Annotated in this window: 23 protein-coding genes; 5 read left to right on the top strand and 18 right to left on the bottom strand. The window is 62.3% G+C overall.

What is annotated here, in order from left to right; translation table 11 throughout:
* The first annotated feature begins 4 nt into the window (after positions 1-4).
* From O3306_RS10240 to O3306_RS10230, 3 genes are read left to right on the top strand one after another with little or no spacing between them, the layout of a single operon-like run.
* Positions 5-1,495, top strand: coding sequence for a M81 family metallopeptidase (locus tag O3306_RS10240; RefSeq protein ID WP_272006568.1), 1,491 nt, complete (start codon positions 5-7; stop codon positions 1,493-1,495).
* Between the two features lie 30 nt (positions 1,496-1,525).
* On the top strand, positions 1,526-2,401 hold the full coding sequence (locus tag O3306_RS10235; protein ID WP_272006566.1) for a MurR/RpiR family transcriptional regulator: 876 nt from the start codon (positions 1,526-1,528) through the stop codon (positions 2,399-2,401).
* A gap of 1 nt (position 2,402) precedes the next feature.
* Positions 2,403-3,728 (top strand): aspartate aminotransferase family protein, encoded by a 1,326-nt coding sequence (locus tag O3306_RS10230; RefSeq protein WP_272006564.1) that lies wholly within the window; start codon positions 2,403-2,405, stop codon positions 3,726-3,728.
* A gap of 57 nt (positions 3,729-3,785) precedes the next feature.
* On the opposite strand, the gene O3306_RS10225 is transcribed toward O3306_RS10230, so the two are convergent.
* Positions 3,786-5,831: an NADH:flavin oxidoreductase gene (locus O3306_RS10225; RefSeq protein ID WP_272006561.1), complete on the bottom strand. Its 2,046-nt coding sequence runs from the start codon at positions 5,829-5,831 to the stop codon at positions 3,786-3,788.
* A 91-nt stretch (positions 5,832-5,922) separates the two neighbouring features.
* Here O3306_RS10225 and O3306_RS10220 point away from each other — a divergent pair, with 91 nt between their 5' ends.
* The gene (locus O3306_RS10220) at positions 5,923-6,537 is read left to right on the top strand and encodes a TetR/AcrR family transcriptional regulator (protein ID WP_272006559.1); all 615 of its coding nucleotides are present in this window, start codon (positions 5,923-5,925) and stop codon (positions 6,535-6,537) included.
* A 95-nt stretch (positions 6,538-6,632) separates the two neighbouring features.
* Here the strand turns inward: O3306_RS10220 and argE are convergent, their stop codons facing one another.
* The 12 genes from argE to O3306_RS10160 all read right to left on the bottom strand — a co-directional run bounded on the left by argE (position 6,633) and on the right by O3306_RS10160 (position 17,599).
* Positions 6,633-7,805, bottom strand: coding sequence for an acetylornithine deacetylase (gene argE, locus O3306_RS10215; RefSeq protein WP_272006556.1), 1,173 nt, complete (start codon positions 7,803-7,805; stop codon positions 6,633-6,635).
* Between the two features lie 144 nt (positions 7,806-7,949).
* Positions 7,950-8,387: a D-aminoacyl-tRNA deacylase gene (gene dtd / locus O3306_RS10210; RefSeq protein WP_272006553.1), complete on the bottom strand. Its 438-nt coding sequence runs from the start codon at positions 8,385-8,387 to the stop codon at positions 7,950-7,952.
* Between the two features lie 58 nt (positions 8,388-8,445).
* Positions 8,446-9,348: a DMT family transporter gene (locus O3306_RS10205; protein WP_272006551.1), complete on the bottom strand. Its 903-nt coding sequence runs from the start codon at positions 9,346-9,348 to the stop codon at positions 8,446-8,448.
* 73 nt (positions 9,349-9,421) lie between these two features.
* Positions 9,422-10,111, bottom strand: a complete 690-nt coding sequence (locus O3306_RS10200) for a nitroreductase (protein ID WP_272006548.1) — start codon at positions 10,109-10,111, stop codon at positions 9,422-9,424.
* The gene (locus tag O3306_RS10195) at positions 10,108-11,226 is read right to left on the bottom strand and encodes a TFIIB-type zinc finger domain-containing protein (RefSeq protein WP_272006545.1); all 1,119 of its coding nucleotides are present in this window, start codon (positions 11,224-11,226) and stop codon (positions 10,108-10,110) included. The genes O3306_RS10200 and O3306_RS10195 overlap by 4 nt, the downstream gene beginning before the upstream one ends.
* A 96-nt stretch (positions 11,227-11,322) precedes the next feature.
* Positions 11,323-12,441, bottom strand: coding sequence for an SPFH domain-containing protein (locus O3306_RS10190; RefSeq protein ID WP_272006543.1), 1,119 nt, complete (start codon positions 12,439-12,441; stop codon positions 11,323-11,325).
* 21 nt (positions 12,442-12,462) lie between these two features.
* A complete protein-coding gene (locus O3306_RS10185) occupies positions 12,463-13,359 on the bottom strand; it encodes a DUF2927 domain-containing protein (protein WP_272006599.1) in 897 nt (298 codons plus the stop codon).
* Positions 13,360-13,435: 76 nt separating this feature from the next.
* Entirely contained in the window at positions 13,436-14,632 is a 1,197-nt protein-coding gene (locus tag O3306_RS10180; protein ID WP_272006541.1) for a toxic anion resistance protein, read from the bottom strand.
* Positions 14,633-14,646: 14 nt separating this feature from the next.
* Positions 14,647-15,543, bottom strand: a complete 897-nt coding sequence (locus O3306_RS10175; RefSeq protein ID WP_272006539.1) for a 5-bromo-4-chloroindolyl phosphate hydrolysis family protein — start codon at positions 15,541-15,543, stop codon at positions 14,647-14,649.
* Between the two features lie 5 nt (positions 15,544-15,548).
* Complete coding sequence (locus tag O3306_RS10170; RefSeq protein WP_272006537.1) at positions 15,549-15,767, bottom strand: hypothetical protein; 219 nt, start codon at positions 15,765-15,767, stop codon at positions 15,549-15,551.
* Between the two features lie 120 nt (positions 15,768-15,887).
* Positions 15,888-16,706: a TerC family protein gene (locus tag O3306_RS10165; RefSeq protein ID WP_272006534.1), complete on the bottom strand. Its 819-nt coding sequence runs from the start codon at positions 16,704-16,706 to the stop codon at positions 15,888-15,890.
* 101 nt (positions 16,707-16,807) lie between these two features.
* Positions 16,808-17,599 (bottom strand): pseudouridine synthase, encoded by a 792-nt coding sequence (locus O3306_RS10160; RefSeq protein ID WP_272006532.1) that lies wholly within the window; start codon positions 17,597-17,599, stop codon positions 16,808-16,810.
* Positions 17,600-17,662: 63 nt separating this feature from the next.
* Here O3306_RS10160 and O3306_RS10155 point away from each other — a divergent pair, with 63 nt between their 5' ends.
* A complete protein-coding gene (locus O3306_RS10155; RefSeq protein ID WP_272006530.1) occupies positions 17,663-18,118 on the top strand; it encodes a nucleoside deaminase in 456 nt (151 codons plus the stop codon).
* A gap of 63 nt (positions 18,119-18,181) precedes the next feature.
* Here O3306_RS10155 and O3306_RS10150 read toward each other — a convergent pair whose 3' ends face one another.
* The 5 genes from O3306_RS10150 to O3306_RS10130 are packed head-to-tail and all read right to left on the bottom strand — an operon-like array spanning position 18,182 to position 23,670.
* Positions 18,182-18,691 (bottom strand): hypothetical protein, encoded by a 510-nt coding sequence (locus O3306_RS10150; protein ID WP_272006528.1) that lies wholly within the window; start codon positions 18,689-18,691, stop codon positions 18,182-18,184.
* Positions 18,684-21,479, bottom strand: a complete 2,796-nt coding sequence (locus O3306_RS10145; protein ID WP_272006525.1) for a 2Fe-2S iron-sulfur cluster-binding protein — start codon at positions 21,477-21,479, stop codon at positions 18,684-18,686. Before O3306_RS10145 ends, O3306_RS10150 begins: the two co-directional genes overlap by 8 nt.
* On the bottom strand, positions 21,476-21,742 hold the full coding sequence (locus O3306_RS10140) for a sarcosine oxidase subunit delta (RefSeq protein WP_272006522.1): 267 nt from the start codon (positions 21,740-21,742) through the stop codon (positions 21,476-21,478). Before O3306_RS10140 ends, O3306_RS10145 begins: the two co-directional genes overlap by 4 nt.
* 9 nt (positions 21,743-21,751) lie before the next feature.
* On the bottom strand, positions 21,752-23,002 hold the full coding sequence (locus O3306_RS10135; protein ID WP_272006519.1) for a sarcosine oxidase subunit beta family protein: 1,251 nt from the start codon (positions 23,000-23,002) through the stop codon (positions 21,752-21,754).
* Positions 22,999-23,670 carry a TetR/AcrR family transcriptional regulator gene (locus O3306_RS10130; RefSeq protein ID WP_272006516.1) on the bottom strand — a complete coding sequence of 224 codons (672 nt, stop codon included), beginning with the start codon at positions 23,668-23,670 and terminating at the stop codon, positions 22,999-23,001. Before O3306_RS10130 ends, O3306_RS10135 begins: the two co-directional genes overlap by 4 nt.
* Between the last annotated feature and the right edge of the window lies 1 nt (position 23,671).

Genomic DNA, 23,671 nt, shown 5'->3' with positions numbered 1-23,671 from the left:
CAATATGAAGATTGGGATTGCGCGGCTTTGGCATGAGGCCAATTCCTTTACCGCCACTACTGTCGGGTTGGACCATTTTGAGGGTCGTGAATATGCGTATGGCACGCAGGCGGCACAGCAGTTTCGCGGCACCACGGTGGAAACAGGCGGGGCGTTTGAGTGGGCGGACAGGACCGGTGCGGAACTGGTATTCTCGCGGCTTGCGGCTTCGGCCCCCGGTGGACCGGTCGAGCAGGATCTGCTGGATCGGCTGACCGATGAGATTGTGAACGATCCCGTCTTTGACGATGTGGAAGGGATTTATCTTTCGATGCATGGCTCGTGCATCGGCACGCAGGATGCCTCGCCCGAAACCACACTTGTGCGGCGAATGCGGGAGCGCTTTCCCGATATGCCGATCACGGCGTCCTTTGACATGCATTGCATACCTACGGCTGAAATGTGCGCGGCACTGGATGGCGCTACAGTCTATCGCAAATACCCGCACACGGACATGCCGGAGGCGGCCATGCGCGCGTTGGATTTGCTGGCCGAACTGATCGCGCGGGACGCGCGCGGGAGGGTGGTATTGGCGTGCTGTGATCTGATCCTGCCCAGTTTCAATATGCGTACCGATGAGCCCGGCCCGATGACCGAGATCGAGGATATTGCACAGCAGATGGAGGTTGAGCAGAGCCGCGCCGGTCAGCCTTTGGCGATCTACCCCTATGCAAGCTTTGCTTATGCGGACGTGATTGCGGCCAATTCCGGTGTGATGCTCAGCACCACGACCCCCGAAGATCCCGCCGCCACAGAAGCCGCGCAGCAGGCTGCACGCCGGATGGTGACAGAGATGCGTGCCCGCGCGCCCCGCTTCCGACCCGAACTGCCAGAGGCCGAGGCGCTGCTGCAGAAGGCCCCATGGTATGATGGTCGCCGCTGGGCGATCCTTGAGCCGTCTGACAACCCGATGTCGGGCGGCAACGGAGACACCACCGGGTTGCTGGCGGCCGCGCTCAACGCTGATCTGCCGGAGGGTACAGTCTTTGCGTTCATCGCCGATCCCGAGGCGGTCAAGGCGGTGCATCAGGCAGGCACGGGCGCGTCTCTGACGCTGGAGCTTGGCGGCAGGCAGGATGCCCGCTTTGGTGGTCCGGTCAAGGTCAGCTGTGTGGTGGAGAAGCTGACCGATGGCCGGTTCGTCAATTCCGGCCCGATGGAGCATGGTATCCCCATCGACCTCGGGCCAACCGCTCTGGTCCGGGTGGGGCCGATGCGCATCATCCTCACCAGCCGCGTCTATTCGCCCAATGATCCGGGCTATTTCCACCTGCACGGGATAGAGGCCACGCAGATTCCGCTATTGCTGGCCAAGGCAAAGAACCATATCCGCGCCTCTTTCGGGCGCAGTTTTGATGCTTTCGCACAGGTCGAAACGCCGGGGCCTGCGATGGCCGATATTACCGGGCTTCCGTTTCGCCATATTCCGCCCATGCGGTTGGTTCTGAACAACTGACATGCGCCAGAAAGACAGGATACAGCGCCCATGACCCTTGCAGAGTTTCATGCCCGCATCGTCGAGAGCGTGCCGGATATGCCCCGGCAGGTCGCGCTGGCGGCGCGCTACGTGGTGGATCATCCCGATGACGTGCCGCTGATCTCCATGCGCGATCTGGCGGCGCGGGCAGGGGTATCTCCTGCGACGCTTTTGCGCTTCAGCCAAGCACTGGGCTTCAACGGTTGGGCCGATTTGCGCGCGCTGCATGTCAGCCACCTGCGCCAGACCCCTGTCCCCTATACTGAACGGGCCACCCGCGCGCTGTCGTGCGATGGGGTCGAAGCGTTGGTGGCCGAAAGTTTCAAAGCCTATCGCGCCAATCTTGATCACACGGAATGGGCCAACCCGCCTGAGGTGTTCGCCCGCGCCGCCGCCCACCTTGTCCGTGCCGAACGCGTGTTCATCTCGGCTTTCATGAGTTGCCGGGGACCGGGCATGTCTTTTGCCTACCTTTGCCGGATGTTGCGCAACAACGTGACGCTTCTGGGGGCCGAGGCCACGGCACTTGGTGTCGATTTGGCGCTGCTCAGGCCAAGTGATGCGGTGCTGTCGATCAATTTCGACCCCTACGGGCACGAGATTGATCAGATCGCCCGCGCTATCGAGACAAGGGGCGCCACGCTGATCTGCCTGTCAGACAGCCGATTGACATCGCTGACGCCGCTTGCAGCGGAAACTTTGATTTTTCCGGTGGATGGTCCATCCTTCTTCCCGTCCATCGTCGCTGCACAGGCGCTGGTCGAGGCGTTGATCGCAGCAGTTCTGACCGAGCTTGGCCCCGAAGCCACCGCGCGGATCGGCCAAATCGAACGGGCCCTCTATGACAGCGGCACTTATGCCAGCCTCAACAAACGTGACGCATGACATGAGCCATGTTTTCCACCGCAGCGCCCATTCCATCCCACCCGTGGCCGTGCGGGCCGAGGGCGCGTATCTCTTCGACGCCCAAGGTCGGCGTTATCTGGATGCCTCGGGCGGGGCGGCAGTATCGTGCATCGGCCATTGCGACCCGCGTGTCTCCGCCGCCGTGGCCGATCAGGTGGCAAAGGTGGATTATGCCCATAATGGCGCCTTCACCACCGAGCCGGCCGAGCGTCTGGCAGAGCGGATCTGCATCAAGGCCGGGCTGGGCATGGAGCGGGTCTATTTCGTGGGCTCTGGTTCTGAAGCGGTGGAAACCGCAGTCAAGATGGCCCGACAATGTCAGCTGGAGCGAGGCCAGCCTCACCGCCATATCGTGATCTCGCGCAAACAAAGCTATCACGGCAACACGCTGGGCGCGCTGGCCCACTCGGGCAATGAAGGTCGGCGTGCACCTTACGCCCCGATGCTGCCCGAACGCACGCAGATAGACCCCTGCTTCTATTTTCGCTACGCCCAACCGGGCGAGACGCCCGAGGCGTATGGCCGCCGCGCAGCAGAGACGCTGGAAGCGGAGATCCTGCGGTTGGGGGCTGAAAACGTGGCCGCTTTCATGGCTGAAACCGTGGTGGGGGCCACCACTGGCGCCGTGAGCCCCGCGCCCGGTTATTACACCCGCATCCGCAAGATATGTGACCGCTACGGCGTTTTGCTGATTATGGATGAGGTGATGTGCGGCGTATATCGCACCGGCCCTTTCCTTGCCTGCGCCGATGAGGAGATCAAACCTGATATCGTGACTCTGGCCAAGGGGCTGGGCGGGGGCTATCTGCCCATTGGTGCCGTTGCCTGCTCACAGGCGGTGCATGACAGTTTCGCTCGAGGTTCCGGCGGTTTCGTTCACGGGCATACCTATATGGCCCATCCCGTCTGCTGCGCCGCCGCGCTGGCTGTGCAAGATGTGATCGAAGCGGATGGACTGGCTGAAAATGTCGTTCGCCAGGGGGCGGCATTGCAAGCCGCGTTGAACGAAAAACTGGCTCAACACGCCCATGTCGGCGATATCCGAGGCCGTGGCCTGCTCTGGGCGGTGGAGTTTGTACAATCGCGCGAGACAGCCGTGCCCTTCGAGCCGGCCCGCAAACTGGCCCAGCAGATCTGGGCCGAAGCCGCCGCATGCGGTCTCATGGTTTACCCCGGCTCCGGCACGGTGGACGGGCAGGTGGGAGACCATGTGCTGTTGGCTCCGCCCTATAACGTGACAGACGATCAGATCGCCTTCATCGCCGAACAATTACTGCTTGCCATAAACGCGGCTATCCGTGCGTAACTGTCGGCTTCCACGCCCGGAACTTCGTCAATCTTAAGGCCATTATCGGTATGCTGTTTAGATGTCCTTGACCAGTCGCAGGGCATCATAGATGGCCGCGTGGGTGTTGCGTGCCGACACTGCGTCGCCAATGCGGAACAGTTGGAACGTGCCATTCGCGTTGCGCGTGGCGGTTTGCGGCTTGCCTGCGATCAGTGCGTCATAGTTGACCTCGCCCGCATTGGACGAGAGGGGTTTGAGATCGAAATACAGCTCATCCAGCGGCAGCGTGCCGTAGTTCACTACGACCTGATCCACTTCGACCTCGTAGGTGTGGTCGCTGTAATCCGTGCCAATCGTCGCAGTCAGTGTGTTGCCACTGCGTGCGACCCCCATCAGGCGGCGCGTGACGGTAAAGGTCACATCCTTGTCCTGAAGCGAGCGCATGTAGGGCACGAGGTTCATCGCCATCACGTCAGGCGAAAAGGTGCGGTCCGGCGTCATGATTTCGACCGATGAGCCCGCATTCGCCGCAACCTCAGCGGCCTGCAGGGCAGGGTGGTCGCCGCTTTCGTCGTAGATCAGAACCTTGCCTGCGGGCTTCACATCGCCCGAGATGATATCCCACGAGGTAACGACATGGGCCTGTTCGCCGTTCTGCTCAAACAGTTCCGTATTGGGCAGACCGCCGGTGGCAATAATCACCACGTCGGGGGTCAGGGCGGTCACGTCCTCTGCCTCGGCCCATGTGTTGAAATGGAACGTCACATCACGCGCAGCGCATTGCGCCATGCGCCAATCAATGATGCCGATCATCTCGCGACGGCGAGGGGATTGCGACGTCAGCCGCACTTGTCCGCCCGGTTCAGCGGCGGCCTCGAACACGGTCACGTCATGGCCTCGCTCAGCCGCAACGCGCGCAGCTTCAAGGCCGGCTGGGCCTGCGCCGATTATCACGACCTTTTTCCTGCTCGATGCCACCGGAATATCATGCGGCATCGTCAATTCGCGCCCGGTGGCGGCGTTGTGGATGCACAGCGCGTCGCCCGCCTGATAAATACGATCAAGGCAGTAGGTCGCGCCGACGCAGGGGCGAATGTCTTCCTCTCGCCCTTCGATGATCTTGCGCACGATATGCGGGTCCGCCATGTGGGCGCGGGTCATTCCGACCATATCAAGCAGACCTGCCTGCACCGCATGGCGCGCGGTCGCCACATCAGGGATGCGGGCGGCGTGAAATGTTGGCATGCCCGTCGCCTTGCGCACTTCACCCGCAAAATCGAGGTGCGGGGCAGATTTCATCCCCTGGATGGGGATCACGTCAGTCATGGCCGGGTCGGTGTGGATGCGGCCTTTGATGACGTTCAGGAAATCAATCTGCCCTGTCGCCGCAAGACGTTTTGAAATCTCCAGCCCCTCTTCAGGCGTGATACCACCCTTTTGCGCCTCGTCCGCAGTGTAGCGCAGCCCGACGATAAACTCCGCCCCAACACGTTTGCGGATCGCCTCGATCACATCCAGTGGGAAGCGCATACGGTTTTCCAGCGTATCGGCCCCATAAGGACCTGTCAGGTCATTGGTCAGCGGCGACCAGAACTGATCAAGCAAGTGGCCGTAGACCTGCAATTCGATCCCGTCCATGCCCCCCGATTGCATCCGCTCGGCGGCATCGGCAAAGTCGTTGATGATCCGGTCAATGTCCCAATCTTCGATCAGCTTCGGAAAAGCATGGTGCGCAGGTTCGCGGTGCTTGGAGGAAGACACCGAAGGCAGCCAATCGCCCTTGTTCCAGTTGGTGCGGCGCCCCAGGTGGGTCAGCTGGATCATGACGGCGCAGCCATGTTCATGCACCGCATCTGTCAGGTTCTGGATCCACGGCACAACCTCGTCCTTGTAGGCAAGGATGTTGTTGAACACTGGCGGGCTGTCACGGCTCACGGCGGCAGACCCCGCTGTCATGGCAAGCGCGACGCCCGCCTTGGCACGTTCGGCGTGATAGGCCGCGTAGCGCTCTTTGGGCATGCCATCCTCAGGGTAGGCTGGCTCATGGCTCGTCGTCATGATCCGGTTGCGCAATGTGAGGTGTTTGAGCTGAAAAGGCTGAAGCAATGGATCGTTGGACATTGAGGCTCTCTTACGCGTTGATTCCTGACATGGATGTCAGGTCAGCATTTCCAGAATTGACACACCTGTCAAGTTCTTTAGGATTGGCGCCATGAAAAAGGCATTGGCCACAAAGAACCGCGCCACCCGCGAGACATGGATTGACGCCGCCTATACCCTTTTCGTGAACGAAGGGATTGAGGCGGTCAAAGTCATGCCGTTGGCCAAGACGCTCAATCTGACGCGCACCGGATTTTACTGGCATTTCAAAGACCTGTCAGAGCTTCACGATGCCATAATCGACATCTGGCAGACCCGGAATACAGGCATAATTCTTGAACGCTGTGCGATGCCTGCGCAAAGCCTGTGCGGCGCTCTTTTGAATTTAATCGATTGCTGGATAGATACTGAACTCTTTGACGCCCCGCTTGACCTTGCGATCCGCAATTGGGCACGCAACGATGCGCGGCTGCAAGCCATTGTCGATCAATCTGACGACGACCGATTGACTGCCGTCAAGCAACTGTTCGAGCGGTTCGGAAAAACCGGGGACGCCGCCCATTACCGAGCGCTGACCGTGATCCTGACCCAGACAGGATACTATTCGATGCAAGTGTCCGAACCCCGCTTGCAACGCGCAATCGCGGGTTGCCACTATGCAGAGATTTTCGCGGGCGAAGCGCCAACCCAATTGGAAATCGATGCATTCCTGAGCCGTCACCGTTGAGCTGATTTGCGTTTGGAATAGCCACACGAAAGTGGTCCGCCAACCGGGATGGTTTTGTCCCGCAGCATGGGCGGTGGCGCGTCGCGCCCGTCTGCTCAGGCGGCTTCGCTTCCCAGCCGCTGTGAAAGGCCTTCCAGCATCGCGATGCATTGGGCCAACTGATCGCGGCTGACATATTCGTCGGCCTTGTGCGCCTGATTGATCGAGCCCGGACCGCACACCACGGCGGACATGCCGTAGGCCTGGAAAATCCCCGCCTCGGTGCCAAAGGCCACGGTACTGGCATCATTGCTGCCGGTCAGTTCCATCATGATCCGGCGTGCCTCGTTCGGATCGCTGGGCAGCAGGCCAGCGACCTCGCCGACAATTTCGGTGGCGATGTCGGCTTCGGGACACACGGCAAGCATTTCAGGCAGCAGCGTCTCGGTGCAGAAGCGGTGCAGGTCGTCCTTGACGAAGGCCACATCGCTTTGTTGCACGGGGCGCATTTCCCAATCGACGCTGGCGTGGCTGGGGATGACGTTATGGGCGACGCCACCATTGAGCGCGCCTGTGTTGATCGTGGTCCAGGGGGGATCGAACCGGCTGTCGGCGGGGGCACGGGCGCGCAACTGGTCCTTGAGTGCCAACAGCCGGGTGACAAAACGTGCAGCGTATTCGACAGCGTTCACCCCCTTGTCGGGGCCCGAGCCATGCCCGGCCAGCCCGTGAAAACGGGTGGTGTATTCGTTGCAGCCCTTGTGTCCTTCGATCACGCGCATCATCGTCGGCTCGCCGATCAGGGCGACACCGGGGCGCAGATCAAGTGCGCGCAGGCTTTCGACCAGCGCTCCCGCGCCGAAACAGCCGGTTTCCTCGTCATAGGTAAAGCTGAAATGCAGCGGCCGGTCCCGGACCCGTTCGGCAAAGAGCGGCGCCATGGCCGTGGCGGCGGCGATGAAGCCCTTCATGTCGCAACTGCCGCGCCCGTAGAGCAGGTCATCGGATTCGTACATCACGAAGGGATCGCTGGACCATTCCTGATCGGCGACGGGCACCACGTCGGAATGGCCCGACAGCACGATGCCGCCGTCGCGCTCGGGCCCTAGGGTAGCAAAGAGATTGGCCTTTTGCCCGGATTCGTCGGGAAAGACATGCACACGCGCACCCGCATCCTCCAGCCTTTCGGCCAGATGGTCGATCATCGTCAGATTGCTTCGGTCCGATATGGTGGGAAAGGCGATCAGCTCATCCAGGAGCCGGGTCGTTTCCTTGAAATGCGCGTTCATTCTGCCCCTCCCGCGATTGTATCGGAGCGAGATTGGTCCGCACCGCGCGCCGCGTCAAGTCATGCCATTCCGAATGATATACCGGACCCAGTTGTGCGGGGGCGTGACATCGCGTGCCACATACGTTGCGAATGAACGTCGGCGTCAGGTGTCCAGCCAGATTGTCACCGGGCCGTCATTGACGAGGCTGACTTGCATGTTTGCCCCGAAGGCCCCGGTCTCGCACGCGACGCCCTCGGCGCGCAGCTTCTCAGTGAAAAGCTGGTAGAGCCGGTTGCCCTCTTCCGGCGGGGCTGCCTGTGAAAATCCGGGGCGATTGCCGCGGGATGTATCTGCCGCAAGTGTGAACTGGCTGACGACCAGCGCGGTCCCGTCGATATCGCGTACCGAGCGGTTCATTTTGCCGGCATCATCGGTGAAAATTCTCAGCTTGGCGATCTTGGCGGCCATCGCGGCGGCGGCGCTATCGTCGTCACCTTGCATGGCGCAGATCAGGATCAGCAGGCCCGGCCCGGTCTGGCCGATGATGACGTTATCGACACGAACGCTGGCTTCGGTCACTCGTTGCAAAAGGGCGCGCATCTGGTTCTTCCTTTCCGCTTTTCGCCCTTGATGCGTCGCCACGAAATCGGGTGCAAGTCTAGCGCGCGAACATGCGCAGGATACGCCCGTCAGTGATCAGGATACCGAGCGCGATCACGGCAAAGCCTGCGATGGCCGAGGGGCCGAGGGATTCGTGCAGGAACACGGTGCCAAGTGCGATGGCAAAGGGCGGTATCAGCAGCGTGACCAGCATCAGGTTTGCCGCCCCAGCACGGGTGAGAATGGCAAAATAGAGCAAGTAGGCAACAACGGTGGACACGAGTGCCATTCCGAGCAGGGCCGCCCATGTGCCACCCGACAATGAGATCTGCGGCACCCCGTCGACGCAGATCGCTATGGGGATCATTATGATGGCACTGCCGGTCAGCATTCCCAGCGCATTCATCTGCGGGGGCTGGTCGCTCAGGTGTATCTTGGCCCAGACGCTGGCCAGTGAATAGCAGAGCGCGGCTGCGATAACCGCCAGTTGTGCGACATTGCGCGGATCAAGCCCGGCCAGTGCCTCCGGCCCCATGACGATGGCGACGCCCGCGAGGCCAAGCAGGGCGCCGATGACCTTGCGCGGGGTCAGGCGCTCATCGGCCAGCAGCACGCCCGCCACCACCGCGCCGAAGACTGCCGTGGTGCCGTTCAGGATCGAGGCAAGGCCACTTTCGATGCGGGTCTGGCCCCAGAAGATCAGCGAAAAGGGAAGTGCATTGTTGAGTGCGCCCATCACCAGATAGGCCCCCCAGACGCGCGGGCTGCGTGGCAGCGTCAGACCCTGCCACCATACGACGATCCCCAGAAAGGGCACAGCCCAGACGACGCGGTGCAGCGTGATGGTCAGTGGCGGCACCTCGCGCAGCGCCAGCTCGGCAAAGAAGAACGATCCACCCCAGACAGCGGCGAGGATCAGCAACATGAGCGCGGCGGCAGGGGTAAGGAAAGCTTGGGTCATACGCGACCTTACGGCGCGCACGCGATTGGGAGCGACCCGTTTCCTGCGCAAGCAGAAGGGCGGCGCGAGGAATTCAGCCGCGCGGGTCGTAAATTTCGGCCATGTCGGCACGCGAGGTGCGGAATCCGTTGGCTGGGTGGTCTGGATCGGCGTAGCCAAAGGAGATGGCGCAGAGGATGTGCCGGCTGGCGGGCAGATCGAAATGCGCCCGGATCATCGCCGGATAGGCCGCGACCGAGGCCTGGGCGATAGTCGCCAGCCTGCGCGCCGTGGCGGCAAGGCAGAAGGCGGTCACGAAACCGCCCGTATCCATCGCGGCATAAGGCCCCAGATCGGCATCGGCATGCACGATCGCCACATGCGGCGCGCCGAAAAGGTGATAGTTCTGCATGGACTGGGCCGCGCGCGCGGCGCGGTCGTTGCGTTCGATCCCGACGGCTTCGTAGAGTTGGAAACCACATTCGCGGCGGCGGGCGCCGTAGGCACCGTTATAGGCCACCGGCCAGGGCATGTCGGGGGAGGGGGCTTCTGTCTGCGCTGCGTTGATCAGCGCGGCGCGAAACGCCTCTGTCGCCGCGCCGCGTGTCACCGTCACCTGCCAGGGCTGCGCATTGCACCATGACGGCGCACGGCCTGCGTCGCGGACGATCTGGCGAATGGTCTCTTCGCTGACAGGGCGAGGCAGGAACCCGCGGCAGCTATAGCGCGCATCCAGAAGGGCGCGCAGTGTGTCAGCCGCGTCGGTGTCATCGTCTTTCGTCACAGGGCGCCTTCTTTCAGGGCCAGCGCAAATCCGATGCCCCCTGCGACCAGAAGCCCGATCAGTACCGCAAAGGCGATCTTCCAGGCGGACCAGGGGCGCGCGCCCTGTACGCGGCCGGTGCGGCCATTGACCACGAAGCGGTACGACTTGCCCCTATACTTGTACGCAGCCATCCAGACAGGCAGCAGAATATGTTTGAATTTCACGTCGCTTACCTGGGTCTGGATATCGTGGATGCGCTGGCGGTCGCCGCCGATATCAAAGCGCACGTCGCGTGTGATGATCTTGTCCATGTGCTGTCGGGCTTCGATAAAACCATCGTCCAGCGACACGGTATAGGCCTCGGCGCGGAAGCCGGCCAGGAATTCGGGGCGGTATGGCTCCAGCGCGCTAAGGTCCCAAGGCTCCAGCCCGTCGGTGTATTGCTTCGGCAATGCGCGTGAGGCCAGCACCAGCACATCGTCAAAGAAGCGCGCGACCCGGCCCGAGACGCCGCGCCAGCGAACCTTGGCGACGCGAACCTGTTCGCGTTTGCCGTCGCGCATCACGGTTTTGGTCTCGTAATAGACGGTGCCGCGCTCGCCCCGGTAGGTGGATTTGGTATCGGCATCGAAGGTCCAGTAGGGCACATAGATACCCTGCAGCTTGCGCCCCTTGCGGGCATAGTCCTGCAGCCCATTGGGCGCGAACCACAGCTTGCCCAGCCAATCGGTCATGGCGTCGCGAGCGGTGCGCTCATCAAGCGCAAAGGGCAGCACACCGCGCGGCTTGATATGGCGGTTCGTGCCGGTGTCGGTCACGACGGGCGTGGCGCAGAACGGGCATTCGGCGGCGTGGTTTCCGGGATCGAACTCGACCTGAGCCGCGCAGTTGGGGCATTGCAGCACCCGCGTTTCTTCCATGTCCTGGTCGGGCAGATCGGCGGCGATGGCGCGGCGAAAGTCCAGCTCTGCCAGCGGGTTGGCCCAGGGGCTATCATCCGTGACAGGTTCGGTATTGCCACAATGGTCGCAAACCAGCTGCCCGGCCTCGGGCGAGAATCGCAAATCAGACCCGCAATTGTTGCAGGGGAAAAGGTGGTTTTCCGGAGATGGTTCAGTAAGCGGCGCAGGCATTATTTGGCGGGCCTTGGAAATTTGAGTATTTTTATAAAGAAGACGGGAAATGCCCGTACAGCAGGTCTATGGACCCAATGCAGGGGCATTTCGGGATCAGTTTGCAGGTGGCGGCGGTGGCATCACGGTAAAGAGCTGCGCCAGTTCGGCTACGTCCTCGGCCCGCAGCCATCCGTCCAGTCCGGCAGTCCAGACGTGGCTCTCGCGTGTCAATTTTCCGTCACGCACCATGCGGCCCATCGCGGCCTTGGAGTAGGGGCCGTGGGTCTCGCCGCCCTCTGCGATGTGCCATACTTTTTCGACCGGGGGCGGGGGCGGCATCTGCGTCGCAGGAGCGGCGGCTGGGGCCGCGCCCCAGGGGCCGCCCTGGCCGGTCATCTGCTGGGCCATGGCGATCCCCATGCCCGCGCCCATGCCGGCCGCCATGCCACCACCGGCGGGGTTCTTCGCCGCTTCGGTCATGGCCTCGGCGGCGCTGTATTGCGTGAACCGGCCCAGATCGCCGGCAAGGCCCACCGATGTCCGCTTGTCCAGTGCGGCCTCGACCGCGGGTGGCAGAGAGATATTCTCTATATAGAGCTCGGGAATGGCGAGCCCGTATTGCGCCACGGTCTGGCTGATCGCTGCGGCCACCAGCTTGCCCAGATCGGCGGTGTTGGCGGCCATGTCGAGCACCGGAATGCCCGACGACGCGACGACGCGGGAAAACTCTTGCACGATGATGTTGCGGATCTGATAGCTGATCTCGTCCATGGTGAATTCACCGTCTGTGCCGACGATCTCGAGCAGGAACTTGGCGGGGTCAGCCACGCGGACGCTGTATGTGCCGAAGGCGCGCAGGCGGGTCGGGCCAAATTCGGGATCGCGCAGCATGATCGGGTTCTTGGTGCCCCATTTCAGATCGTTGAAGCGGGTGGTGTTGACGAAGTAGATCTCGGATTTGAACGGGCTTTTGAACCCGTGATCCCAGTGTTGCAGCGTCGTCATGACCGGCATGTTGTTGGTCTCGAGCATGTAGAGACCGGGCGTGAAGACATCCGCCAACTGGCCCTCATGGACAAACACCGCCGCCTGACCTTCGCGCACGGTCAGCTTGGCGCCATACTTGATCTCGTGGCCTTCGCGCTGGAACCGCCAGACCATCGTGTCGCGGGTGTCGTCGGTCCAGTGGATGACGTCGATGAATTCACCGGTGAGAAAATCGAAAATACCCATCTGGTAGTCTCCTGTTGTAGATTAACTAGGGCCGATGCCGCGCTGCGCAATCAATTCGCGCAGGATCGGGCGGGCCTCTTCGGCGGACATGCCGGGGGTCAGGCGGGGCGAGTAGAGCAGGCGCAGCAGTTCTTCGTCGTGGGTGGTGAGCAACGCAAATTCGTCATCGTCATTGAAAATAGACGGGCGCGCGCGCGGGCTGTCATTGGCAAGGCCAAGGCCCTGCGCCAATTCTTCGTGCACGCAGGAGCGCCGCATAAGGTCGGGGTGTTCGGCCCGGATAAAGGCGATGGCACGGCGGTAGGTGTGGTCGTCCTTGGCATCCGAAAAAGCCACTACAAGGCAATGGATCGACCGTGGCAGCGAGTTGAACAGCGCCAGAGAGGTCGGGTTGATGTTGGGCACCAGTTGGCGGATGCGGTCCACCGCGGCGGCGCGGTCATCCTCGCCCATGATCAGCACATGAAAATTGGCACCCGCGCCGGGGCCGGCCGAAATCGGATGGCCGGTGATGCGCGACAGGCGTGCTGCATAGGCAGTGACGGTCTGCAGATCGGACTCGCGCTGTGCTTTGGGAACGCTGTCGCCGAATTCGACCTTCATGCGCACGGGGGTGGTCCATTTGCGCAGGCCGCCCGGCTTGCCGTCCGACCGCGTCAGGCCACGGTTGCGCGCGTATTCGTCGTAGAACGCGATCGTTTCGAAATTGCGCAGCAGATCGCTATCCGAATAGGGCGTATCGACGCCGCCGCCACCGGTGCGCAGCAGGCCCTGCGCCAGCAAATTGGCCTGCACGCGGCTGTAATAGCGCGACAGGCTCTGACTGCGGACGGACGGGCCATCCGGATGCGGCGTCGGTGTCGGGGCCACATCGGCGGGCCGTGCCTGGGGCGAGGTAGAGGGCGGCTCTACCGGCATGGCACAGCCAGTCAGGGCCACGAGGCCCGCGCTTAGAATGACCGCCCTTATGTTCGCCGCGACCCGCACGCGAAGCCTATGCCCCGGCGGAGGTGCCAACGGTATCGCCGGTGCCATCGCCACGTGCCTTGGCCGAGGCGAGCGTATCGCGCAGCTCGGCCTCCATTTTCTTCAGTTCGGCCTCGGCAGCGGCACGGCGGGCCTTGCCTTCGTCCGCGATTTGCAGGGATTCCTCGATCGTGCCGATCAGGTCGGCATTGGCCTGTTTTACCGCTTCGATGTCGAACACGCCGCGCTCCATCTCGGTGCGGATCATCTTGTTGCTTTCGCGCAGGTTCTTGGCGTTGGCGGTCAGCAGCTCATTGGTCAGGTCGTTGGCGTCTCGCACTGCGGCGGCGGCCTCGGCAGAACGCTGGATGGTGACGGCCTGCGCCAGCTGGGTTTCCCACAGCGGCACGGTGTTCACGAGCGTCGAATTGATCTTGGTCACGAGGCTCTTGTCGTTTTCCTGCACCAGACGGATCGACGGCAGAGACTGCATCGTGACCTGACGGGTCAGTTTCAGGTCATGCACCCGGCGTTCCAGATCGTCGCGCGCGGCGCGCAGATCGCGCAGTTCCTGCGCCTTCATCACCTGGTCTTTCTCGGGGGCCTTGGCGATCTTGGCCTCCTTGGCGGGGATGTCTTTTTCATCCAGCACGCGCAGCTTTTCTTCGCCGGCCGCGATATAGAGCGCCAGTTCCTCGTAAAAGGCGAGGGTCTTGCCATAGAGAAGGTCGAGCGATTTGATATCCTTGAGCAATGTATGCTCGTGCAGATGCAGATCCTCTGTCACCTTGTCGATCTGGCTCTGGACCTCTTCGAAGCGCGCGGTGAATTGCGCGAAAGGCGCCGCCCGGCCCAGCAGGCGCTCCCACCAGGTCCGCTTGCGACGCACATCCAGCTCGGACACCGAAAAGCCCCGGATCGTGGTGACGATCCCGCGCAGGCTGTCGCCCGCCGGGCCCACATCCTTGTTGCGCACGCCCTGCAACATGGCTTGCGAGATTTCCTGCAACTCGGCCTGCGCGGCAGAGCCAAAGGACACGATGGACTGAGTGTCGCCCATGTCGATCTCAGACATACGTTTGCGGATCTCGTCGCCCACGGGTTTGTCCGCGTCCTTGAGCAGCACGATGTCACGCGCCTCGGTGGGTTCGGGCAGGACGACGGCGTTGACCTCGGCGACCTCCGCAAGCGTGGCTTCGGCTTTCTGACGGATGGATTCAGACATGGTGTGGTATCCTCTCAATTCGGGGAATTGCGGGTCAGTTGAACGCCTTCGCGCTCAAGGCGTTCGCGCAGCACTTCGATCTCGACCTCGAGATCGGTATGGCTGTCGCGCAGGAGTTTCTGGGTCTTGGCATCGAAATTCGTTTCAAGATCGCTCAGCAGCGTCAGGTAATCCTGGCGCGCCTGCTTGTCGGCGCTGCGGGCGTAGATATCGGCGAACTTGATCGTCGCGTCGCGCGCGCCCACCAAGTAGACGCCGATGAACTTGCGGGCCGCGGTCAGGTCACGCGGGTCTTCTTCGATGGTGCGCAGCATGTCGCGCACCGTATCGTGGAACCGCTCCAGCCGGGCCTCTACCTGCCGGTCGCCTGCGCGCTTGATCGCGTCACGCATTGCGGCCAGATGGGCCTCGGCCTTTTCGACGGCGCGCACGACCCTGTCGGTCTGGAACTGGTCGATCCCTTCCATTCCCTTGGATTTCATCGGGTCAAGGCCAAAGGAAAAGATGTGCAACCCGGTGGTGACCGCGCCAAAAAGCAGCGGTGCAATCAGCCCCGGCTCGACCTTGTAGGCGGCGATGGCGATGCCCAGTCCGGCAAGGACGGAGGAAAACAGCTTGCGTGGGATGCCCGGCGCGCGCGCCACCTTGCGGCTGGCAAATTCCGCCTCGGCGCGTAGCCCTTCGCGCAAGAGCCAGGCCGAGAGCGCCAGCACTGCGGCGGCCAGGGCGCCCAGAGTCAGACCGGCCGCGCCCGAGGTGAGCGAAGTGAACAGAACCAGCACCGCAGGCAGGAACATAAGGTTCGCGCGCGCGCCAGCGGGATCGACCCGCACCGATGCGCGGCGCGGTGCGCCGCTATCCGCGGGGTCGGATCCGTCCGGGCTGAATTTACCGCCAAATTTCTGCGCCATGCCTGTCAAAGCCCTCCGAGCAGGCCGCTGGTCACACCGAGCATAAGCACAAGGAGCGCCACGAAGCTGATTTTCTGCACTGTCGTCCTCCTTGCTACACTTTCCGACACGTTTCGCGCCAACGCGCGGCTGTCCTGGGCGGCGTGCGATACGGTCGAGACGACCATCGCGGCCAATGCGACCAATACCATTGCCGCGCAAACCAGTAGTAATACACGTGCCATTGCGGTGTCGTTAGTCCGTTTCTGTCTGTCGGCGGCTCTTTTAAAACCTAGGTGATGGCGGGGCCGGTTGCTAGGGGGAACCTGCGTGTGGTCTTTCCCCTAACGGGTGCGGTGCGCTCCTCAGTGCTGGGCGCCGGTGCGACGCTGCGCATTCAGCTTGCGGGTATAGCCCGATTGGATGACTTCGACTGCGACCAGAACCAGCACGCTGAAATAGAACGTGGTCTTGGACATCGGCACCACTTCGTAGCCAAAGAATTTCAGCGCCAGCGTGTCGTCATGCATTGCATGCGCCGCAGCTTGACCAGCCTCACCCAGCAGCACAACGCCGACGATCAGCAGGATGAAGAGGCCGAGAACCTCGTACATGCGATTTTTCTCTAAAAACCGCGTAACCCCATCAGCGAGCACCAACATCGCCAGCCCCGACAGGATGATGGCAAAGGCCAGGATCGGAAAGACATCGGTGATCGCCAGTGCCGAGAGCACGGAATCGAACGAAAAGATGAGATTGGTGACGACGATGAGGGCGATAACCTTGACCGCTGATTTGCCACCTTTGTCGGCCAGATCGGCATTCAGGTGTTTCACGCTCAGCATGTGTCCGATCTCTTGAACGGCCGTATGAATGATGAACACTCCGCCAAAGACAAAGACGCAGGTGGCGAAATTCACACCGCCCTCGATCACGCCGGGCCAGTTGAGCACGAAAAACGGGGCGGCCATCGCGTCGATCAGCTTGATCATCACGAACAACAGCACCACCCGCAGGACCACCGCGATGATGATCCCCCACATACGCACTGCCTTTTGCATGGCCGCGGGCGCACGTTGGGATTCGATCGAGATGTATAGAAGGTTGTCAAAGCCCAGTACGGCCTGAAGAAAACACAGCATCAGCAGATTGCCGAGGTTTTCTGCGGTCAATAGATCTGCCATCTAAGTATTCCCCAAAGTCGAATGAACAGACCACCGGTTTGACCCGGTTATAGGCCGCTTTGTCAATTTCTAACTTCGCAAGTTGACTTGGGGTTCCCTAGTCAGGTGGTGCGGCGCTTGCGCTGGGGCGCTGGACGGTCGGCCTTGGGCTTGGCACCCTTGTCCTCCATCCCCAATTGGTCGCGCAGTACGCGCGGGCGCACTTCCTCGACCGCACCGGGCTTCAGCTGCGCCAGTTGGAACGGCCCGTAGGACACCCGGATCAGGCGGTTGACCACCAGCCCGACCGCTTCCATCGCGCGGCGCACTTCGCGGTTCTTGCCCTCGCGCAGCGACACCGTGGCCCATGCGTTGGCGCCGGTCTGGCGGTCCAGCGTCACGGTCATCGGCTGGAAACGCTCGCCATCCAGCGTCAGCCCCTTGCGCAATGGCGCGAAAGTGTCGTCGGTGGGGCGGCCCTTGACCCGTACGCGGTACTTGCGCAGCCAGCCGGTGCTGGGCAGTTCCAGCCGCCGCTTGATGCCGCCATCATTGGTCAGCAACAGCAAACCCTCTGACGAAATATCGAGCCGCCCGACGCTGATCACACGTGGCATGTCATCGGGCAGGGCGTCGAAAATCGTCTCGCGCCCCTGTTCGTCGCGCGCCGACGTCACCAAGCCCGCAGGCTTGTGATACAGCCAGAGCCGAGGCGGCTCCGGGGCATTCAGCGGTTTGCCGTCAACGGCAATGCGGTCCTTGTCGGTGACATTAAGCGCGGCACGGTCGATCTTGACGCCATTGACGGTGACACGGCCGGCCTCGATCATCCGCTCGGCTTCACGGCGACTGGCGACGCCGGCGCGGGCGATGACTTTGGCGATACGGTCGCCGGGAGGGGGCTTTTGACTCATGTCGCCTCGCTTAGCTGAAATGCGGCCCTTGCGAAAGCACAGATCGTGCGGCAGGACATCCCCATGAGTTTTACCAGCCACATGGATATCGCCCTTGACGAGGCCCGCGCGGCGGCGGCACGCGGCGAGGTACCCGTGGGCGCTGTGCTGATCGCGCCGGACGGGCAGGTGGCGGCCCGGGCCGGCAACCGCACCCGCGAGTTATGTGATCCGACAGCCCATGCCGAAATTCTGGCGATTCGCGCCGCCTGTGCTGCCGCAGGCTCCGAGCGGTTGCCGGGCTATGCGCTCTATGTCACGCTGGAACCTTGCGCCATGTGCGCCGCCGCCATCGCCGCCGCGCGCGTGGCTAAGCTGTATTTCGGCGCGTCTGATCCTAAATCGGGCGGCGTGCTGCATGGCGCGCGGGTGTTTTCGCAAAGCCAGAGCCACCACGCGCTCGAGATCTACGACGGAATCGCGGCAGAGGCGGCAGAAACCCTGCTTAAGGCGTTCTTTGCCGCGCGCCGCATGCCCTAACCTTCATGCGGTTTCCCGCCTTACGAACTGGACGTAGCTGGCGACAATGCCCGCCCAAAGGGGTTAACAAGCAGCGATCGCGCCCTCCAGGCTCTTGACCAATGTTTCGGCGTGGGCGCTTGCAACGTGAATCCGGAAGCTGTTTTCCATCTCGTACCTGTAGAGAAACACACCAAGACCAAAGAGCAGCCGCGCGACGGATCTGGAGGGGACATCCAGATTCAGCTCCGCGCCGCGTTTCAGGACTTCCAGCGATCGTTCCCCACTAACGTCGAACACCGCATAGGCATCGCTGGCGTCCGAGACCGCCTGACCGATGTCGTCATGCCAGCCTTCCGACACGGTGGGGCCGTTGACCAGCAACACGCGGTCCCGGCGGACGGACAGGGCATAGCTGTCAGCCGTCACGATGTCCGGCCAGCCTGCGATTGGTTGCTTTGTTTGCGTCAGAACGTCCGGGCCAGAGATCAGCACCTGCCGCGCCAGGGTGACGGCGGCAAGTGTCATGCCGTTTGCATCGTGGACGTAACCGCTGGGGAGCGGGGCGTCCCATTTTCCACTGTCGTCACGCATGGAGTCGCTCTCCTTCGGGGTCGAAAGCACAAGGGGCGCATATCGTGGCCTCTCGAATGTCGCCCAAATGCCAGACCGAGACGGTTTCCCCGATCCGCGCTGCCCCGTTTTCGACCAGCCCGAGGGCAACGGGCCGGTCTAGTGTCGGGCTTTCATAGCTGGAGGTGACATAGCCTTGCGAGCGGGGCGGCGTGCCGTCGACAAGATGAGCGCCTGTGGTCAAGGGGGGAGCACCCGTGGGGACCGCGAGCCCGACCAGTGTCTTGCGGTTGGTTGCATTGGCCTTGTCGCAATGCAGGCTGCGATCACCGATGAAGGCCGAGGATTTATTGAGGCGCGGGACGCCAAAGCCGAGATCATGGGGCATGGTTTCGCCGTCGGTGTCCTTGCCGACCATGATATAGCCCTTCTCCGCGCGCAGGATCGAAAGCGCCTCGATCCCGATCGGGGCCGCCCCCAGTGCCTGACCGGCCTTCACTACGGCCTCCCAGAGCGCGGGGGCCTTGGCGCATCTAACAGAGAGTTCGTAGCTGAGATCGCCGGTGAAACTGACCCGTGCGATGCGCATGGGGGTCTCCTCGAAATGCGTCTCTTGCAGGGTCATATGGGGAAAGGCTTTGGCGGACAGGTCAACATCAAGCGCCAGCGCGGCAAGGATTTCGCGCGCTTTCGGACCTGCGATGGTGACCGTCGCCCAATGCTGCGTCTGGTCATGGACGAAGATCCGGTCAGGGTTATTGCCGTCCTGCCGCCAAGCCTCAAGATGCGTGCGAACGCTATCGACGTGGCTGGAAGAGCAGGAAATGACAAAGCGGTTCTGATCTAGGCGTGTAATCACCCCGTCATCAAGGACGATGCCACCTTCAGTCAGCATGAAACCATAGCGGATGTGGCCCGGCTTCAGTGTACGGATCGTATTGTAGTAGATGAAGTTCACGAATGTCTCGGCGTCGGGCCCCATCACTTCGATCGTGCCAAGAGGCGAGGCGTCAAAGATCCCCGCCGAGCCGCGCGCGGTCAGAACCTCTTGGTGGATCAGCTGCTTGGCCTCGCCTTTGCCGTACCATCCGGGCCGCAGCCAGCCACCATATTCGCCTAGGGCGGCCCCGGCCGCGCGGTGCTGGGGTTCCAGCGCCAGTCGCTTGAGCGGGTGCCAGAGCTGTTTGCCGTGGTGGCCATGGTACATCTCGAGCGGTACGGGCACGAATGGCGGACGGAAGGTTGTCGTACCAACCTCGGGCAGGGGGCGACCCTGTACGGCGGCCATTGCAGCCAGCCCCGCCATGTTCGAAGTCTTGCCCTGATCGGAGGCCATGCCAAGGGTGGTGTAGCGTTTGAGGTGCTCGACCGAGACATAGTTTTCGCGCGCAGCCAGTTCGACATCCTTGAGCGTCACGTCATGCTGGAAGTCGATCCACTGCCGCCCTTTGCTGCCCGGATCAGGCCAGAGCGGGGTAAGTGCATAGCTGGTAGGCGACAGGTCCGGCGACTTGCCGTTCCCGGCGGCGCGGGCCTCGGACAAGGAAACGTCCAGATCAAACGCCCCGTTCACGGCGCCGACGGCAACCATTCCATCCGGAGCGGCGCCCGGCAGAAACGCTTGCCGTGTCTCGCACCAGTTCAGCTTGCCGCCCGCATGGCGCCACAGATGCACAAGTGGGGTCATGCCGCCTGATGCAAGGATGGTATCGACATCATGGCGCTTTGCCCCTTGGGCAATCCCCTTGATCCGTTTGCCGCCCAATGCCTGCATGGGGCCATCATGGGGGGGCAGGCGGAGAACCTGCGCCCCGGCTTCTGCCAGCAACACCTCCGCCGCATCGGCCAGGCTGTTATTGGAGACCAGAGCAATCTTGCGCCCCACAAGCACGCCGTAGCGCGCCAGATATTCGCAGGCCCCATCCATGGCCATCACGCCGGGGCGGTCATTGCCCGCAAAGGTAATGGGCCGGTCCAGCGCGCCAGTGGCGAGCACGATCCGGTCCGCGCGCATCCGATGCAGGCGCGGCGCGGTTCCAAAGGGGCCATTTTCGGCAAGGCCAACCAACCCGTGATCATAGACGCCGAACGCCGTGGTCGCGGTCAGGATGCGCCCGCCTGCGGAGGTGATCGCGTTGACCTGCTCCGCGATCCAGTCGGCGGGTGCAAGGCCTTCAACCTCCGCCATCTGGTGCAGCCCGCCACCCAGAACCGGGTGATCCTCGACCAGCACGACACCCTTGCCCGCCTCGGCTGCTGCGCGGGCGGCAGCAAGCCCCGCAGCGCCGCCGCCGATCACCAGCAACTCGCAATGGTCAAAGACCTGATCTGCGCTGTAGCCCTCCAGCACATCGCGGCTGATATCGCCCAGACCGGCCATTTTGCGGATTATCGGCTCGAACAGGTGCCAGTTGGGCCACATGAAGGTCTTGTAATAGAACCCGGCGCTCAGCCAGCGGTGGAACAGGTCCAGCCCGCTCTTGATATCGAAGGCCGCCGAAGGCCAGGCATTGACCGAGCGGGCCTGCATGCCCTCCACCAGCGGCGTGGAGGTTGCCGGACAATTGGGGAACGAGTGTCCGTTCAGGGTCACGGTCATGATCGCATTGGGGTCATCGACCCACGCCCCCCACGGCCCGCGGGGGCGGTGGTATTTGAAACTGCGCCCCATGACGCGCACGCCATTGGCAAGCAGAGCAGATGCCAGGGTGTCGCCCTCGTAGCCCTGGTATTCCTTACCATCGAAGGAGAAGCGGAGCGGTTTCGAGCGGTCGATCAATGCGACCCGAGTCGTGCGATGCGAGGTCATTGCGCATCCTCTCGTAGGGATCGACTACCCAGCACTTTCATGGTCTCGCTGTCGCGCTCCATCACGAACAATTCCGAACAGGTCAGATGTATCCAGACCTCGCGCACGAGGCCCTTGTCGTTGCGCTGGGCATAAAGATAGGTGGCCCAGTCCTGCGCCGCGATCTTTTCATCTGTCGCGGGTCTGACCTTGCCCAACTCGCCGGCAAAGTGGAACTCGGTCTCGTTGCGGGGGCCGCAAAAGGGGCATGGGAAAATCTGCATGTGCCTGTCCTAATGTGCGATGCCAGAGGCCGCGCCTTCGTCGATCAGGTGCCCCGTCACGAATCGGCTGCGGTCAAACGGGCGGCTGATCTCGTGGTGGGAGCCGGTCGCGAGGATATGGGCAAACAGATACCCGCCCGCCGGGATCGCCTTGAACCCGCCCGTGCCCCAGCCGCAATTGAGGTAAAGCCCGTCGACGCCGGACGGCCCGATGATAGGCGAACTGTCGGGCGTCACATCCACGATGCCCGCCCAATGGCGCAGCAATTTGACCGAAGCGAGCGCGGGCATCATCTCGACCAACCCGGCCAGCACGGTTTCCTGCACTGGCAAGTTGCCACGCTGCCCGTAAGACGGGATGCGGTCCAGCCCGCCGCCGATCACCAGCCCACCCTTGTCGGACTGGCTGACATAGGTGCCGAAAGGCGGGCAGAGCACGACCGTATCCAGCACCGGCTTGAGCGGTTCCGACACGAAAGCCTGCAAGGCGTAAGAGGTGATCGGCAGATCATACCCGGCCATCTTGGCGATGACGGAGGAGTGCCCGGCCACGGCCGCACCAACGACACCGGCGCGAATGTCACCCTGTGACGTGTGAACGCCGACGCAACGCCCGGCCTCCATGATGAAGTCCTGAACCTCGCAATTCTGGATGATGTCGACGCCCAGGGCGTCCGCCGCACGGGCATAGCCCCATGCTACGGCGTCGTGCCGTCCGGTGCCTGCACGGGGTTGCAGAACGCCACCGTGGATCGGTGCGCGCATGTCGGGGCGGAAGTTGAGCAAGGGCGCCAGTTTGCGAACTTGGTCGCGGTCAAGCAGTTCCGCATCGACCCCGTTGAGCCGCATGGCGTTGACCTGCCGCGCCGCCATTTCCATCTCGGGGTCGGAATGCGCGGTCACAACCATGCCACGCTGAGAGAACATGACGTTGTAATTCAAATCGCGCGACAGGTTTTCGTAGAGCCTGACCGAAAGATCATAAAGCGCTGCACTTTCCGGATAGAAATAGTTCGAGCGGATCACGGTGGTGTTGCGCCCGGTATTGCCGCCACCAAGCCAGCCTTTTTCGAGCACCGCAACATTGGTCAGGCCGTGGTTCTTGGCCAGGTAATACGCGGTGGCCAAGCCATGGCCACCGGCACCGATGATCACGGCGTCATAAGAGGATTTGGGGGCAGGGGAGCGCCATGCCTTGCCCCATCCGGTGTGATCGCGCAGACCTTCGCGCAGCAGGTTGAAAGCGGAATAACGTGTCATTGGGTGTTCAGATCGATTACGAAATCACGCAGGTCGTCGATCAACTTTGGATCAGGGTCAACCCCTGTAAAGCCGCGCAGATAGCCTTCGAGCCGTGCAATCCGTTCCGACATCGGTTCGCGCAGTTCCAGCGCATGATAACCAAGCTGCATGAAATAGAGGATGCGCGCGCGGGTATCGGCGTCGTATTCGGAGTAGCCGAAGCGTTCAAACATGGCGCTGATGGCCTTCAGTCGTGTCGCATCGGCGGCGTCGATGCGTTGACGCACCGCACCATCCCGGCGCGACCATTCCCGGACCGCGAAATCCAGCCCGTGATCGAACAATTCTGGGTCGAGAAAACAGCGAAAGAAGTTGCAAACAGCTTCGCCTATGGAAGCGGCAGGCGCCGCGACGCTTTCGACAATCGTTCTCGTGTTGCGGTTCTCCCAGTCGTCCAGCAATGCTTCGAGCAGGTGTTTTCGGCTTTTGAAATAGCCGTAAAAGCTGGATCGGGACACTTCAAGGCGGGTGCCCAGCGCCAAAACCTTGACCTCAGCGACCCCTTCGCTGACCAGAACATCGCGTGCCACGTTCAGCCAATCCTCGCGGGTGACCTTTACGTGGCCGACAAGCGGGTCCTTGTCCGGGTCGTCCCGATGCAAAAGCGGTGTAACTCGTGACGGCATA

It is taken from the genome of Roseovarius sp. ZX-A-9 (assembly GCF_028369135.1).
GTDB lineage: Bacteria > Pseudomonadota > Alphaproteobacteria > Rhodobacterales > Rhodobacteraceae > Roseovarius.
The sequence above is the reverse complement of the archived record's forward strand: the minus strand, read 5'-3'. Positions and strand labels throughout refer to the sequence as shown.